General features: G+C 70.9%; 8 protein-coding genes. 6 read left to right on the top strand and 2 right to left on the bottom strand.

Annotated features, from left to right (window positions below):
* Both AB0472_RS26120 and AB0472_RS26115 read right to left on the bottom strand, forming a co-directional pair.
* Nucleotides 1-2,343, bottom strand: a 2,343-nt coding sequence (locus AB0472_RS26120) for a beta-L-arabinofuranosidase domain-containing protein (RefSeq protein WP_366359516.1), incomplete at its 3' end; no start/stop codon positions are given.
* A gap of 258 nt (nucleotides 2,344-2,601) precedes the next feature.
* Nucleotides 2,602-5,217 (bottom strand): PA14 domain-containing protein, encoded by a 2,616-nt coding sequence (locus AB0472_RS26115; protein ID WP_366359514.1) that lies wholly within the window; start codon nucleotides 5,215-5,217, stop codon nucleotides 2,602-2,604.
* Between the two features lie 157 nt (nucleotides 5,218-5,374).
* Here AB0472_RS26115 and AB0472_RS26110 point away from each other — a divergent pair, with 157 nt between their 5' ends.
* The 6 genes from AB0472_RS26110 (at nucleotide 5,375) to AB0472_RS26085 (ending at nucleotide 14,415) form a co-directional block, all read left to right on the top strand.
* On the top strand, nucleotides 5,375-6,388 hold the full coding sequence (locus AB0472_RS26110; RefSeq protein ID WP_366359512.1) for a LacI family DNA-binding transcriptional regulator: 1,014 nt from the start codon (nucleotides 5,375-5,377) through the stop codon (nucleotides 6,386-6,388).
* 143 nt (nucleotides 6,389-6,531) lie between these two features.
* A complete protein-coding gene (locus tag AB0472_RS26105) occupies nucleotides 6,532-7,629 on the top strand; it encodes an ABC transporter substrate-binding protein (RefSeq protein WP_366359510.1) in 1,098 nt (365 codons plus the stop codon).
* A gap of 1 nt (nucleotide 7,630) precedes the next feature.
* On the top strand, nucleotides 7,631-9,148 hold the full coding sequence (locus AB0472_RS26100; RefSeq protein WP_366359508.1) for a sugar ABC transporter ATP-binding protein: 1,518 nt from the start codon (nucleotides 7,631-7,633) through the stop codon (nucleotides 9,146-9,148).
* Nucleotides 9,141-10,103, top strand: coding sequence for an ABC transporter permease (locus AB0472_RS26095; protein ID WP_366359506.1), 963 nt, complete (start codon nucleotides 9,141-9,143; stop codon nucleotides 10,101-10,103). The genes AB0472_RS26100 and AB0472_RS26095 overlap by 8 nt, the downstream gene beginning before the upstream one ends.
* A 23-nt stretch (nucleotides 10,104-10,126) precedes the next feature.
* The gene (locus AB0472_RS26090; protein WP_366359569.1) at nucleotides 10,127-11,131 is read left to right on the top strand and encodes an ABC transporter permease; all 1,005 of its coding nucleotides are present in this window, start codon (nucleotides 10,127-10,129) and stop codon (nucleotides 11,129-11,131) included.
* A 71-nt stretch (nucleotides 11,132-11,202) separates the two neighbouring features.
* Complete coding sequence (locus AB0472_RS26085) at nucleotides 11,203-14,415, top strand: TIM-barrel domain-containing protein (RefSeq protein ID WP_366359567.1); 3,213 nt, start codon at nucleotides 11,203-11,205, stop codon at nucleotides 14,413-14,415.
* Nucleotides 14,416-14,455 lie beyond the last annotated feature (40 nt).

Genomic DNA, 14,455 nt, shown 5'->3' with positions numbered 1-14,455 from the left:
GTACCAGCCGTCGCCGTTGTCGATGAGTTGCCAGAGGTGGTCGGCGGTGCCGTTGTCGTCGTACTGGACGACGTGTGCGCTGTTGGCGGTGGACATGAGGTCGACGCCGAGGACCTTGCCGGAGTTCTTGTTGCGGATGCGGTACCAGCCGTCGCCGTTGTCGATGAGTTGCCAGAGGTGGTCGGCGGTGCCGTTGTCGTCGTACTGGACGACGTGTGCGCTGTTGGCGGTGGACATCAGGTCGACACCCATGACCTTGCCGGAGTTCCTGTTGCGGAGCACCCGGTACACGGCGACCGGCTGCCACGGGTGGCCGGTCGGTGAGACGGTGGGGAACGCGGAGATCCGCAGCCGGGCGGCGCCCATCGGAATCAGCGTCACGCTCTCCACGGCAGCCGTGCTGCGTGCCGGCGAGTCCTGTACCGAAGACACCACGTGCTGGTCGTCCGCCTGCCATTCGGCGATCCTGCGCGCCGGCGCGGTGATCCGGAGCGGCGTCGTGCCGCTGTCGAACGGATCGTCCGGCAGCGGTCCGCCGCTGCGAGTGAACGTCCAGGTCCCGTCGTCCGGCGCGAGTCCGTAGTTCCACGCCGTGGTGGCGTGCACCTCGTACTCGGGGAACTGGGAACTGCCGCCGTACCGCACGTAGTTCTCACCGATGCTCAGCGAGTACGTGAGCGGTCCCCGGTCGACCGCGGTGACCCCGTGGTTGCCGGGCCAGGTGCGCAGCACCGTCGACTGCGGAAAGCGCAGCGTGACGGTGTCGCCGTCGCTCCAGGTGCGCCGGAGCACGGTCCAGGACGGTCCGGCCGACGCGGAGACGGCCGCGCCCGCCACGGTGACCTGCGGCGACCCGCACCAGCCGGGGATCCGCAGGTACAGCGGGAAGGCGAGCGGGGCGGGCGTGGAGACGGTCAGGGTGACCGTGTCGCCGAAGGGGTAGTCGGTGGTCTCGGCGATGGTCACCGCGGTGCCGTCGGCGACCTTCGCGGTGACCTGGCTGGGCGCGTACATCGCGGCCGCCAGCCCGTCGTCCGGGGTGCCGAGCCACAGTTCCTCGGTGAAGTAGGGCCAGCCCATCCCGTAGTTGTGCGGGCAGCAGCGGTACTGGTCGACGCCCGGCATGAACGCCTGCATGGCGAAGCCGTTCTGGAACTGCCCCTGGGTCTTGGCAGCGTCGTCGAGGTCGACGCTGTTCGCGCCGGTGATGTAGTGGACCGCCCTGCCGGACGGATCGAGCGCCGCGGGCAGCGAGTTGAAGGCCAGGTCCTCGCAGCGGTCGGCCCACACCGCGTCCCCGGTGATCCGGGTCAGCAGTTGGTGGCTGGCCATGAACTCGACGATGCCGCAGGTCTCGAAGCCCTGCCGGGGGTCGCCGAACCCGGGCCGCGCGTTCTCGTCGCCCGCGAATCCGCCGCCCGGGAACTGGCCGTACGAGGTCATCACCGACGTGTAGTTCTGGTACGCCGCCTGGGTGAGCGCGGCCGACGGCGAGCGCAGCGCGTACTGGGCGGGCTCCCGGAACCCCTGCGCGATGTTGACGTTGTGCAGGGACGGCAGGTTGCCGACCCAGTCGGCGCCGTTGGCATGGATCTTGTCCGCGAGGGCGAGCAGGAACGAGTCGCCCGTACGGTTGTACAGCCAGAAGACGCTGTCCAGACCGTCGCCCCAGCGCACCGACACCCAGCTCTGGTCGAACGCCGACGGGCCCTGCGCGTTCATGAAGCGGAAGAAGCCGGTGAGCAGCGGGATGATCCGGCTGTCCCCGCTGTACTCCTGCCAGTTGCGCAGCGCCCAGGTGAGCGGCAGGAAGGGCCAGAAGTCCGGGCCGCCGCCGAGCGACGTGCGCAGGGCGGTCGGACCGAACCAGCCGTCGGACTGCCGGGTGGCGACGATCGCGTCGATCCACTGCCGGACGGCGGCCAGTGCGGTGGCGTCCTGCGTGAGGATCGCCAGGTCGACGTATCCGCGCAGCCAGTACGGGACCTCCTCCCAGCCGGTGAGCTCGGGGTGCACCCAGCCCGAGTCGGACATCACCAGGAAGTGCGAGATCGCGGCGTACTGGCCGCACAGACCGGCGAGTTGCCGGCGCAGTTGGCCGTCGAGCCAGCCGCGCGCGGTGACCGCGCCGGGCGGCAGGCGCAGAAAGGCCGTGGGGGACAGGGGCGACGCGTTGGGGGAGTAGAGCCCGCCGGGGGCAGGCGCCACGCGCGCCGACGCCGCGGCCTGTGCGGTCCGAGGGCCGCGCGCCGCCTGGGCGGGGCCGGCCACGGCGAGCGGGAGACCGCTCGCCCCGGCCGCGGTGAGCGCGCCGGCGACGAAGTGTCTGCGGTTCAGGGGCATGGGGGAGCCTCCTGGCACGATCCGGGACGTGCGGGGACCAGGGCCTGCGAGCGTGTCGCCGAGGCGCCCGGGGCGTTCCAACGTTGGAAGGTAGAGACCAATCGGCATGACAGCACGGACCGGGGGGCGTGTCCAGGGGGTGCGCAGGAGCCGGGGCGGTCCGCCGCCGTTCGGGCGGCGGCGGACCGCACTCCTCCTACAGATGGCTCAGGACCCTCGGCGTGGCGCGGGGAGGCGTGCGCCGACTCCGGACGGGCGTCAGGACGCGCACCCGGCCGGTGTGGCCCGTGAGGCGTCGGAGATCAGCGCCTGCTGGGCCGTCCTGAGCCGTTGGACATCGGGCTTGACCACCTTGCGGTCGTACGTCAGCAGGCCGTTGAGCTCACCCTCGACGTCCGAGATCTGGGTGTACACCGCGCCGTTGCCGCCCTGGCAGGCCAGCGCGTGGACCTCGGCGAGCTTGGCCAGGTAGTCGTCGGTGTAGCTCGCCGGGTCGACGTCGACGTACGACTGCTGCACCGACCAGGCGTGTCCGGGCACCGCGAGGCCGAGACCGCCGTACTCGCCGCTGACCAGGGCGCGCCGGCCGTCTGGGTGGGGCGGCAGGGCCGGACTGGGATAGCCGTGCTCGTCCATGATGTCGCCGGTGCCGCCGTCCTCGCCGAGGTTGAGCCCGGACATGGAGTTGACCAGCCGGGTCGGGTCCCAGGACTTGGCCTGGTCGGCGATGCGGGCCATGTCGTACTGGCCCCATCCCTCGTTGAAGGTGACCCACATGACGACCGACGGGCTGCTGTAGTGCTCGTCGATCATCTGCTTCATCTCGCGCTCGTACTCGGCGCGCGCCTGCGTGGACGGGTTCACCCCGGCCGTCATCGCGGGCATGTCCTGCCACACCATCAGGCCGAGCCGGTCGGCCCAGTAGAACCAGCGGTCGGGCTCCACCTTGATGTGCTTGCGCACCGCGTTGAAGCCCATGCTCTTGTGCATCTTCAGGTCGTAGGCGAGTGCCTCGTCCGTCGGGGCGGTGTACAGCCCGTCCGGCCAGAAGCCCTGGTCCAGGGTGGCCATCATGAAGACCGGTCTGCCGTTGAGCAGGGTGCGCGGGACGCCGTTCACCTTCCCGACCCTCACCGACCGCATCCCGAAGTAGCTGCCGACACGGTCGGCCCCGACGCTCACCTTCAGGTCGTAGAGGAACGGGTCGTCGGGGGACCACAGCCGCGGGTTGCGGATGCGCAGGGTCAGCGGTGTGCCGCTGCGGCCGGTGGCCGTGGCCACCTTGCGCTTGCCCGCGTAGGCGGTCGCCGTGACCGGCAGACCGTCGCGGACGCCCTGCGGCTCGACGGTGAGGGTGCCGGCGTCGACGTCCGGGGTGAGCCTGAGCTGGTCCACGTGGTCGGCGGCCACCGGCTCCATCCACACCGTCTGCCAGATCCCGGAGGTCGGCGTGTACCAGATGCCGCTCGGGTCCAGGCGCTGTTTGCCGACCGGCGGGTTCTCGCCGTCGGCCGCGTCGGTGGGGTCGTAGACGCCGACGATCAGCTCCTGGGTGCGCCCGGGCTTCAGCGCGTCGGTGATGTCGGCGCTGAACTTGTCGTACCCGCCCTGGTGTTCGGCCACCTTGGTGCCGTTGACGTACACCTCCGCCCGCCAGTCGACCGCGCCGAAGTTCAGCTGCAGCCGCTTGCCGGAGCCGATCTTCCAGCCGGCCGGGACGGTGAAGGTACGCCGGTACCACATGCGGTCCTCGTGCCGTTCGAGCCCGGACAGCTGGGACTCGACGGGGTACGGGACCAGGATCCTCTCGCCGAGCTTCCTGCCCACCGGCGGCTGTTCTCCCGCCGTGGCGGCGGCGAACTGCCAGGTGCCGTTGAGGTTCTGCCAGTCACCGCGCGTGAGCTGGGGCCTCGGGTACTCCGGGTGGGCGTTGTCGGGGCCGACCTGGTCGGCCCACTTGGTGCGCAGCTCGTAGGTCGACTTGTTGGCGCCGCTGCTCCAGAAGGAGCTGACAACGTTGCCATCGGCGCCTGCCAGTCCGCCCTGACCGTCGTAGCGCACGTCGGCGAGACCGGAGGCGGTGCCGGTCCTGTTGCCGACGACGGGCTCCTTCAGCGTGATCAGCAGCTTCCGGGGGTCTGCGGAGTCCAACCGGGCCTTCCCCAGCGGCCAGGTGGCGCCCCCGATGACGGCGTCCAGGTGCTCGGCCAGACCGGCCGGCAAAGCGCCGAGCGGCTGTGCGAACTCCAGGGCGAGGGTGCGGCCGTTCGCCTGCACGGCGGTGGAGACGGCGCCGTCGTAGTCGAAACCGTCGGGGAGCCGGAACGCGGACTGCGGGACGGCCGTCTTGGTGCCACCGGGCGGGGTCCAGCGCAGGTGGAGGTTGGAGCCGCCGTAGTGCTCGAAGTACTCGACCTTGATGTCGTAGGCGGTGCCCGCGGTCAGCTCGACCGGCTGGCCCGTCTGTTCGATGTCCCAGTCGTCCACCCAGTGGTCGATGACCAGCCGGCCGTCCACCCACAGGCGGAAGCCGTTGTCGCCGATGATGGAGAAGGTGGTGGGGCCGGTCTTCTCCGGGACGATCTTCCCCGTCCAGCGGACGCTGACGTCGTCCGACTGGCCGGTGGCGAAGTCCAGGCGCGGCTCCAGGGTGTCGAAGTCGAGGTTCGGGTCGAACCCGGTGGCCTTGAGCTCGTGGAAGTCGAAGGCGCCGGGGGCGGACTGGGTGTAGTAGTCGCCCTTGAGGCCGTGGACTTCGACGGGATCGACGGCCGCGGAGGCCGCGGTGGCGGCCGGGGGAGCGGTGAGGCCGGCCAGGCCCAGTGCCGCGGCGAGCAGCAGGGCGAGGCGTTGTCCGAGAGGTCTGATGCGCACGAATCCTCCTTGGGTGAGGAAGGGTGGCGGCTCGTTGCTTCTGTCTGTACAACGTTGGAAGGAACGGCAGTTGGCATGAGAGCACGGCTCTCGGCCTGTGTCCAGGGACATGACAATCCCCGGGGGCGGGGGCACCCATCGACGCTGAGGAGATCCCTTGCGGGTCAGCCTGAGGGACGTGGCGGAACGCGCGGGCGTTTCGATCAAGACCGTGTCCAACGTGGTGAACAACTATCCGCACGTCACCCCGGCGATGCGCGCCCGGGTGCAGGCGGCGATCGACGAGCTCGGGTACCGGCCCAACCTGACGGCGCGGCATCTGCGCAAGGGCCGTACGGGGATCATCGCGCTCGCCGTTCCCGAGCTCGGCAACCCTTACTTCGCGGAGCTGGCCGGCGCGGTGATCGATGCGGCCGCGGAGCACGAGTTCACTGTCCTGCTCGACCACACGCGGGGTGAACGCGAACAGGAGATCCTGGTCAGCCAGGGTTTCCGGGGCGGGGTGATCGACGGGCTGATCCTCAGCCCGCTGACCCTGGAGGCCGAGGACCTGCGGGGCCGGCCGGGCGACGTGCCGATGGTGCTGCTCGGGGAACGCGAGTACGGCCTGCCCTTCGACCACATCGCGATCGACAACGTGGCGGCGGCCCGGTGCGCCGTGCGCCATCTGCTGGGCCGCGGCCGGACCCGGATCGCCTACCTCGGCGTGCGCACCGACTCCGTGAACCGGCCCGCCCACCTGCGCCTGGACGGCTGGCGCGCGGAACTGGCGGCGGCCGGGGTGCCCGCGCCGGACAGCCTGGTGGTGCCGGTCGGCGGCTGGGACCGGGACGACGGGGCGCGGGCCATGGCCGAGCTGCTGGACTCGGGCGTGCGTCCGGACGCCGTCTTCGCATTCAACGACCTGATCGCGATCGGGGCGATGCGCGTGCTCCACGAGCGGGGTCTGCGGGTCCCCTGGGACGTGGCGGTGGTGGGGTTCGACGACATCGCGGAGGGGCGCTTCGGCGCCGTCACCCTGACGACGGTGTCACCGGACAAGCAGGCCATCGCCAGGATGGCCGTGGCCTCGCTGCTGCGCAGCCTGTCGGGCCGCGCGGAGCCCGGCGGCCGCGAACTGACCGCGGACTTCGAGCTGGTGGAGCGGGAGAGCACCTTGGGCCGACGCTGACGAGATTTCGGACGGAAGGCTTTACACGCCCCTTCCAACGATGTAAAAACCTCCCCTGAACGACGAGCACGCCGAGTTGACGCAAGAGCAAGTCTCCCCCGAGAGCGCTCTCAGCTCCGGGGCCGTGCCATTTGGGGACACTCATGAAGCCCACCGCACCTGCCCGTCGCACCGCCGCTCGAACACTTCTCGCCGCCGGCCTGGTGACGAGCCTCGCGCTCGCGACCGGCTGCACCAAGTCCGAGGACGACCCGGACACCAAGCCCTCCGCCGCGCAGCAGGACAACGCCGGCCAGGCCGTCGCCTCGCCCGGCACCGCCACCGGCCCGACCTGCACCGTCGACGCCTACGGCGGCCGGAAGACCGACCTGAAGACCGCCACCGTCGGCTTCTCCCAGTCCGAGAAGGAGGCCAACCCCTTCCGCATCGCGGAGACCGCCTCCATCAAGGCCGAAGCAAAGGCGGAGGGCGTCAAACTGCTCACCGCCAACGCCCAGTCGCAGTTCTCCAAGCAGATCAGCGACGTCCAGGACCTCATCGCCAAGGGCGCGGACCTCCTGGTCATCGCCCCGCTCAACTCCGACGGCTGGGAGCCGGTGCTGCGCACCGCGGCCGCCAGGCACATTCCGATCGTCACCATCGACCGCAAGATCAACGCGACGGCCTGCAAGGACTACGTGAGCTTCATCGGCTCCGACTTCACCGAGCAGGGCAGACGGGCCGCGGACCAGATGATCGCGGCGACCGGCGGCAAGGGCGAGATCGCGATCCTCCTCGGCTCGGCCGGCAACAACGTCACCACCGAGCGCACCAAGGGCTTCGAGGACCGCATCAAGGAGAAGGCGCCCGGTCTGAAGGTCGTGTTCCGCCAGACCGGCGAATTCGCCCGCGAGAAGGGCCAGTCGGTCACCGAGAACCTCATCCAGTCCAAGCCCGGGATCACCGGGATCTACGCCGAGAACGACGAGATGGGCCTCGGCGCCGTCAACGCCCTCAAGGGCGCGGGCAAGAAGCCCGGCGACGTCAAGATCGTGACGATCGACGGCACCCGCAACGCCGTACAGGGCATCGTGGACGGCTGGATCTACGCGGTCATCGAGTCCAACCCGCGCTTCGGACCGCTCGCCTTCCAGACCCTCGGCACCTTCACCAAGGGCGGGCAGGTCGGGCAGGACATCGTCATCAAGGACAGCGCCTACGACAAGGGCAACGCCCAGGCGGACCTCGGCAAGGCGTACTGACGTGCTCTCGGTCACCGGGCTGTCCAAGACCTTCCCCGGCGTGCGCGCGCTGTCCGACGTGGACTTCACCGCACGCGCCGGACACGTCCACGCGCTCGTCGGGGAGAACGGCGCGGGCAAGTCGACGCTCATCAAGGTGCTCACCGGCGTGTACCGGCCCGACCACGGCGAGGTGACCTACGACGGCGAACCCGTCCGCTTCACCACCCCGCTGCAGGCCCAGCAGGCCGGCATCTCCACCATCTACCAGGAGGTCAACCTCGTTCCGCTGATGAGTGTGGCCCGCAACCTGTTCCTCGGCCGCGAACCGTTGAACCGGCTGGGCCTGATCGACTTCCGGCGCATGCACCGGGAGGCCGACGAGGCACTGCGCGGACTCGGCATCCGGGTCGACGTCCGCCGGCCGCTGCGCGAACTCGGCGTCGGCGCCCAGCAGATGGTCGCGCTTGCCCGTGCCGTCGCCGTCGAGGCCCGCGTCGTCATCATGGACGAACCGACCTCCTCCCTCGAACCGCGCGAGGTGCAGACCCTGTTCGAGGTGATCCGCATGCTGCGCGAGCGCGGTGTCGCGGTCGTCTACGTCAGCCACCGCATGGACGAGCTGTACGAACTCTGCGACACGATCACCGTCCTGCGCGACGGCCGCGTCGTGCACACCGGACCGCTCGCCGCACTCGACCGGCTGCGGCTGGTCGCCATGATGCTCGGCCGGGAGACCGGCGAGGTGCGTGCGCAGGGCATGACCAAGTTCTCCGGCTCGCACGGCACCGAAGCCGAACCGGTCCTGACCGCAACCGACCTGACGGCCCGGCACCAGCTGCGGAGCGTGTCGCTGTCGATCCGCCCCGGCGAGGTCGTGGGCCTCGGCGGACTGCTCGGCTCCGGACGCAGCGAGACCGCGAAGGCCATCGCCGGCGCCCTGCCCACCGACGCCGGCCGGGTCGTCGTCGCCGGCGTCCCGGTGCGGCCGGGCTCGACCGCCGCGGCCATCCGCGCCGGCATCAGCCTGCTGCCGGAGGACCGCAAGAGCGAGGGCATCCTGCCGGGCCTGTCGGTCCGCGAGAATATCGCGCTCGCCGCCCTGCCCGGCCTGTCCCGCTTCGGCCTCGTCGACGACGCCCGGGTCGACCGGATCGTGGAGACGTTCACGAAACGGCTCCGCATCAAGGCCGCGGGCGTGCACCAGAAGGTCGGCGAACTCTCCGGCGGCAACCAGCAGAAGGTCCTGCTGGCCCGCTGGCTCGCCCTGCACCCCAAGGTCCTGCTGCTGGACGAACCGACCCGCGGCATCGACGTCGGCGCCAAGGCCGAGGTGCAGGCGCTCATCGACGAACTCGCCGACGACGGCCTGGCCGTGCTGCTGATCTCCTCCGACACCGAGGAACTGATCGAAGGCAGCGACCGCGTGGTCGTCCTCAAGGACGGCGTCGTGGTCCGCGAGCTGACCGGTGACGCCGTCACCGAGGGCGAACTGATGCGCGCCATCGCCGCCGTACCCGCCGGAGGGAGCGATGACTGAACTGACCCTGGCCCGCGGCACGCCGGACCGCGCCCGGCTGCTGCGCCTGCTCCAGGACTACGGCGTGTACACCGGGGTCCTGGTGCTGCTGCTGTTCAACTTCGCCTTCACCCCGCACTTCGCCTCCACGGAGAACTTCCGCACCCAGGCCGTCCAGGTCGCCCCCGTCCTGATCGTCGCGCTCGGCATGGCGCTGGCGATCGGCACCGAGGGCGTCGACCTGTCGGTGGGCTCGGTGATGGCGCTGGCCACCTCCCTGCTCTCGCTGTACCTCGGGTACGGGCCCTGGATCGCCACGCTCGTCGCGGTCGTCGCCGGTGCCGCGGTCGGCGTCGCGAACGGCGCGCTGATCGCGTTCGTCGGCGTCCAGCCCATCGTCGCCACCCTCGCCCTCATGGTCGCCGGACGCGGCCTCGCCCTGGTCCTGCTGCCCCAGCTCAAGGACGTGCACGACCCGGGCCTGGCGGCACTCGGCTCCGGCGACGTCCTCGGGTTGCCCTACCTGGTCCTCATCGCCGCGGCGCTCGCGGTGCTGGTCGCGTTCGTGATGCGGCGCACCACCTTCGGACGTCAGGTCCTGGCCATCGGCGACAGCCGGGCCGCGGCCCGGCTCGCCGGACTCCCGGTACGCCGGGTCCTGGTCGTGGTCTACGTCTGCTCCGGCGCCCTCGCCGCGGTCGCGGGCGTGCTGGCCACCGCCCGGCTCGCCGCGAGCGACCCCACTTCCCTCGGCTCCCTGATGGAGCTGTCCGCCATCACCGCCGTGGTCGTCGGCGGCACCCCGCTCAGCGGCGGACGGGTCCGCATCGGTGGCACGGCCGCCGGCGCGGTGCTCATCCAGCTGCTCACCACCACCCTCATCAAGCACGATCTGCCGCCGTCGTGGACCCAGATCGCCCAGGCCGTGGTGATCGTCCTGGCCGTCTACGCGGCCCGGGAACGAGGCAGGCGATGACCACGCAGACCGAAGAGGCCGGCATGCCGGCCGGCACCGCGAACCACCAGGACGCCGGTCCGGGGCGGGCGAACCGCTCGGAACGACTGAGCGGGCTCGCACAGCAGCACGGCGCCCTCGTCACCCTCGTGATCGCCATGGTGGCGGCGTCGCTGAGCTTCGACACCTTCCTGACCGGCGACAACCTGGAGAACATGGCGCTGTCCTCGGCGTTCCTCGCCGTGGTCGCCCTCGGTATGACATTCGTGATCGTCACCGGCGGCATCGACCTGTCGGTGGGCTCGCTGTTCGCCCTCGGCGGCGTCCTCGCCGCCTGGGGCTCGCGGTACGGCACGGCGGTGGCCCTGCTGTTGCCGCTCGCCGTCTGCGGACTGATCGGCCTGGTCAACGGAGTGCTCATCGCACGGGTCCGGCTCGCACCGTTCATCGTCACCCTGGCCGCGATGCTGGGCGCCCGTGGCATTCTGCTGGCCATCACCGACGAGGGCTCCACGACGTATCTCGTCGACAAGGACTCCTTCTTCGCCACCCTCGGGCAGGGTTCCCTGGGCGGCATCGGAGTTCCGGTGTGGATCACCCTGGCGCTGTTCGTGCTCGGCGCGGTCGTGCTGCGCCGGACCAGATTCGGGCAGTACGTCTACGCGGTCGGCGGCAACGAGGACGCCGGCGCCCTGATGGGTGCACCGGTGGCCCGCACGAAGATCTCCGTCTACACGCTCTCCGGGCTGTGCGCCGGGCTCGCCGGCGCGCTCAACGCGGCCTGGCTGCTGTCCGGCGTGACGATCCTCGGCAGCGGCATGGAACTGGAGGCCATCTCCGCCGTGGTCATCGGCGGCACGCTGCTCAGCGGCGGCTCCGGCTTCATCAGCGGCTCCCTGGTCGGAGTGCTGCTGCTGAAGGTCATCCAGAACGTGATCAACCAGATCGGCTCGCTCGACTCCGCCTACCAGCAGGTCGTCAGCGGTGCCTTTCTGGCCGTGGTGGTAGTCGCCCAGACATGGCTGGGCCGGAGACGGAGAGTGCTGTGAAACCCTTCTCGTCGAGATCCCGCCGCACGCCGACCGCACTCGTGGTGGCCGGCGCACTGGCGGGGCTCTGCCTGACATCACCGGGCGTCGCCGCAGCGGGCACCGCGCACCACAGGCCCCGCACCGCCACGGTGAGCGTGGACAACGCCCGATTCGAGGTCCTGTCACCGACGTTGATCCGGACCGAGTACGCCGGAGACGGCCACTTCGAGGACCGTGCCACCTTCAACGCGATCGGCCGGGACTCCTTCACCCCACCGCGCTACACCTCGTCCGTGAGCGACGGTGTCCTGACCATCACCACCAGTGCCATGACCCTGCGCTACCGGGTCGGCTCCGGCCCGTTCGACGCCGACAACCTGACCACGTCCTTCGAGGCGGGCCGGACGCCGGTGCTGGCGGCGCCCTGGCAGCACGACGTCTGCACCGTCGGCGCCCTGTGCGAGGCCGAGGACCAGCAGTACGACGGTCCGGGCCTCGCCGCCGACCACGGCGGATTCACCGGCAAGGGCTTCCTCGCCGGATTCGAGGTCGACAACAACTCCCTCGCTGCGGACGTGAGTTCACCGGCATCCGGCACCTACGACCTGGCCGTGCGCTACTCCAACGCCGTCGGCAGCGACGGCCGGCACGAGGCCCGTACCCTCAGCCTCGGCGTGGACGGCGGCGCCGACAGGACCTTCACGCTGCCCGCGACAACGGACTGGAACACCTGGGGCGTGGCCCGGCTGCCGCTGACCCTCGGCGCCGGCCCGCACACCGTCCGGCTGCACCGCACCGCCGCCGACTCCGGAAGCGTCAACATCGACAGCCTCGCCCTGCTCACCCCCGGAGCGGACTACCCCACCCGCGCGCAGAGTACGGTCAACGGCTGCCGGTTCGGAACCAGTTGCGAGGCCGAGGACGCCCTCCTGGCGGGCTCCGCGACCGTCGCCACCGACCACAGGAACCACGCTGGCTACGGATTCACCGCCGAACTCAACCAGGGATCACGTGTCTCGGACCGCGTCACGGGCGTCCCCGCGGACGGCACGTACCTGCTGAACCTGCGCTACGCCAACGGCACGGGCAGCGACGGCCTGCACCAGGCCCGCACCATCGACGTCGCCACCGGCGACGGTGCCGCCGAGACCCTCACGCTCCCGGCCACCGACAACTGGGACACCTGGCAATCAGCCTCCGTCCCCGTCGAGTTGAAGGCGGGCACCGACGACCTCGCGCTGAGCTGCCCGCAGACGGCCGACTGCCACGTCAACATCGACACCCTCGCGCTGAGCCGGCAGGGCGAGGCCGCCCCGGCGCCCCACCTCGCCCTGGGCGGCTACCGGCGCAGCCTCGACGGACTCAACGGCGACGACGACCCGACCCCCTGGACCACACCGGGCCTGCTGCACCGCGACGGCTGGTACCTGCTCGACGACACCCCGTCCGCGATCTACGACACCGACACCGAGCAGGCGTCCGCACGCCCTGCCCACGACGGCCGCCCCTACCAGGACGGCTACCTCTTCGCCTTCGGCCACGACTACCAGCAGGGCCTGTCCGACCTCGCGACCCTGACCGGCCCGTCCCAGCTGCTGCCCCGCTGGGCCTACGGCGTCTGGTACTCCGAATACCTCGACCGCACCGCGAGCGACTACGAGAACACCGTCCTGCCCGCGTTCCGCGCCGCGGACGTCCCCCTGGACGTCCTGGTGACGGACACCGACTTCAAGTCGCCCAACACCTGGAGCGGCTGGAACTTCGACCCGGCCAAGTTCCCCGACCCCAGGGGCTTCTTCGACTGGTCAGCCGGCCAGGGGCTGCACAACACGCTGAACGTGCACCCGAGCATCCTCGGCACCGACCCGCAGTTCGCGACGGCACAGGCGACGGCCAAGGGCAAGCTGCGCAAGGGCGGTTGCGCCGGCAGCGCCGGCTCGGACTGCTACACCTTCGACTTCGGTGACCCCGACCAGCTCAAGGCCTACCTCGACCTGCACCGGCCGATGGACCAGGCCGGCAACGACTTCTGGTGGCTCGACTGGTGCTGCGACGCCTCCCGCTCGTCCCGGTCCGGCGTCACCCCGGACGCGTGGATCAACCAGCAGTACGCCGGCCTCACCGCCTCGGAGACCGGCGACCGCGGCTTCGTCCTGTCCCGGGCCTACGGCTCCCTCCAGGCCGGCGGCTACAGCGGCGGCGTGGGCCTGCCCACCGGGCCCTGGGCCGACAAGCGCAGCACCCTCCACTTCACCGGTGACACCACCTCGAACTGGGGCACCCTGCGCGCCGAGGTCGGCTACACGCCGGGAGAGTCGGCCGCCACCGGCCTCGCCGCCGTCAGCCACGACATCGGCGGCCACAACGACGGGTACGGCATCCCCGGGGCCGAGACCTACACCTCGAACGGCCAGACCCACCGCACCACCAGACTGCCCGACGACCTGTACGCACGCTGGGTGCAGTTCGGCACCTTCCAGCCCGTCGACCGGCTGCACAGCAACCACAGCGACCGCCTGCCGTGGCAGTACGGCCCCGAAGCGGAGAAGTCCGCGGAGAAGTTCCTCCGGCTGCGCGAGGCGCTCGTGCCGTACACGTACACCCTGGCGCAGCAGGCCAACACCAGCGGCACCCCGATCGTGCGCCCGCTGTACCTCCAGTACCCGGAGGAGGAGAACGCCTACACCCGGGCGGACAGCGAGTACCTCTACGGCCCCGACATGCTGGTCGCCCCGGTCACCACCCCCGGCACCGCCACGACCACGTCGGTGTGGTTCCCGCCGGGCCGCTGGACGGACTACTTCACCGGCCGCACCTACACCGCACCCGCCGGCGGGGCCACGTACGACATCACGACCACCCTGGACACCATGCCGGTCTTCGTCCGGGCGGGCGGCATCGTCACCACCCGGTCCGACGACGTGCCGAACGACAGCCGGAGCCCGCTCGACAAGGTCACCGTCACCGTGGCCCCTGGAGCGTCCGGCGCGTTCTCCCTCTACGAGGACGACGGCACGACCCCACACCCGGGACGTACGGCAACCACCCGGATCCGCTACGCCGAGCACAAGGGCACCCATCTGCTGAAGATCGCACCCGCCGGAGGAACCTTCCCCGGCCGGGCTACCCAACGCACCTGGACCGTGTCCTTCCTCGGCGTCGGCGCGGCACCGAGCCGAGTGAGCGCGGACGGTGCCCGGTTGGCGGCCTCGGCCTGGCACTGGGACGCCGGCGCCCAGGTGCTGCGGATCACCCTGCCCGCGCGGAGCAGCCACGCCGCCACGGCCGTCTCGTACCGATAGGAGGACAGGATCCGGCAGACCTCGGCGCGGTCGGCGCGCC

The sequence above is a fragment of the Streptomyces sp. NPDC086777 genome (assembly GCF_040702065.1).
Classification (GTDB): Bacteria; Actinomycetota; Actinomycetes; order Streptomycetales; family Streptomycetaceae; genus Streptomyces.
Note: the sequence above shows the minus strand (reverse complement) of the source record. Positions and strands in the feature narration are given on the sequence as shown.

Coding starts and splice junctions, on each gene's coding strand:
- AB0472_RS26090 (WP_366359569.1), top strand. CDS start 10,127: ATGCCGGCCGGCACCGCGAACCACCAGGACGCCGGTCCGGGGCGGGCG.
- AB0472_RS26095 (WP_366359506.1), top strand. CDS start 9,141: ATGACTGAACTGACCCTGGCCCGCGGCACGCCGGACCGCGCCCGGCTG.
- AB0472_RS26105 (WP_366359510.1), top strand. CDS start 6,532: ATGAAGCCCACCGCACCTGCCCGTCGCACCGCCGCTCGAACACTTCTC.